Annotated in this window: 2 protein-coding genes; both read right to left on the bottom strand. The window is 75.9% G+C overall.

The window, feature by feature from the left end:
- Positions 1 to 976 (bottom strand): glycosyltransferase (locus FV222_RS25495; protein WP_147815953.1); only part of this gene is annotated, 976 nt, incomplete at its 3' end.
- On the bottom strand, positions 976 to 1,589 hold a 614-nt coding region (locus FV222_RS25500; protein WP_147815954.1), incomplete at its 5' end, for a CpsD/CapB family tyrosine-protein kinase. The genes FV222_RS25495 and FV222_RS25500, both read right to left, overlap by 1 nt.

Below are 1,589 nucleotides of genomic sequence, written 5' to 3' on the forward strand. Positions count from 1 at the left end.
GCACCAGGGTTCCCGCCGCGCCCCGGTCGAGGATCTCGGCCGCGGCGCCCGCGTCGGTGGCGATCACCGGCGTGCCGACCAGCATCGCCTCGACCAGGGTGCGCCCGAACGGCTCGGGGGCGGTGGAGGGGTGGACCACCACGTCCACCGCCCGCATCAGGCGCGGCACGTCCTCGCGCTGGCCGAGGAAGTGGACGCGGTCGGCGAGACCGCGCTCGGCCGCCAGCGCATGCAGGCCGGCCGCGTAGGCGTCCTCGCCGAACAGGGCGGTGCCGGCGACGAGGCAGGCGGTGCCGGGCGAACGGGCCAGGGCTTCGAGCACCACGTGCTGCCCCTTCCACGGGGCGAGCCGGCTGAACACGCCGACCAGCGGCCCGTCCGGCAGCCCGAGGCTCCGGCGCAGGTCGGCCGGGTCGCCGGGGTCGCCGTCGAGGTCGAGGCCGTTGGGCACCACCTCGACGAGGTCCCGGCGCCCGCCCGATGCGACGAAGGCGTCCGCCGCGGCGGTGGAGGGCACCACGACGCGGGTCGCGCGGGCGTTGGCGAGGCGGACCTGGAGCCCGCGCTGCGCCGCCCCGAAATGCGCGGGATCGAGGATGTCGTGCAGGTGCCAGACCAGGGGGCGGCGCACCAGCGCGGTGGCGAGCGCCGAAAGGACGAAGGCCTTCTGCGAGTTGGCGTAGACCACGTCGTGGGACTTGGCGCATCGCGCCAGCGCGAGGACCGTCGCCAGGAGCCTGCCGGCGAGCGGGATCGACCGCCAGAGCGAGCCGTCGCGGCGGAGCGCCGACAGCCCGGCCCCGTGGCGCGCATGCACGAGCGTCAGCCCCCGCTCCTGCAAGGCCGGCCCGAGCGGCCCGTCCTCGAACAGGAAGGCGGTCGCGCCGCGCCAGGGGGCGACGGCGTCGCACAGGACCATCTCGGCGCCCGACATCGTGCCGGTGTGGCTGACGAACACGACCCGCGGGCGGCGCATCACGCGGCTCCGAGGTAGCGGCGCGCCGGCTCGTGCCCGGTGTCGTAGAACGGGTGGTCGTCGGGACGCACCATCGTGATCGCGAGCCCGAACACGTCGCCGCCGGCCTCGCGCAGGCCCGCGACGGTGGCGCTGATCGCCGAGACCTGCGAGCGGCCCCAGCGGGTGCAGCACAGGACGCCGTCGACCTGCCGCGCCAGGATCTGGGCGTCCATCAGGATCGCGGCCGGCGGGCTGTCGATCAGCACGAGGTCGTACTTGCGCGCCCAGACCAGCAGCTCGGTCATGCGCGCGCCCATCAGCAGCTCCGTCGAATCCGTGGTCGGCGTGCCGGCGGGGATGGCATCGAGGTTTTGCGTCGCGGTCGCGATCACGGCCTCCCGCGGCAGGGCCTCGCCGCGCAGGATGCCGGCGAGGCCGGGGCCGGCGGGCAGGTCCAGGGCGGCCTCGAAGACCGGGCGGCGCAGGTCGCCCTCGATCACGAGCACCCGGCGTCCGCTCGCCGCGTTGAGCTGGGCCAGCGCGAGGGTGGTGAAGGACTTGCCCTCGCCCGGCGCCCCCGAGGTCAGCAGGATCGCGCGGCTGCGGCCGTCGGCGCCGGCCAGCATCAGCC

The sequence above is a fragment of the Methylobacterium sp. WL103 genome, from assembly GCF_008039885.1.
GTDB lineage: Bacteria > Pseudomonadota > Alphaproteobacteria > Rhizobiales > Beijerinckiaceae > Methylobacterium > Methylobacterium cerastii.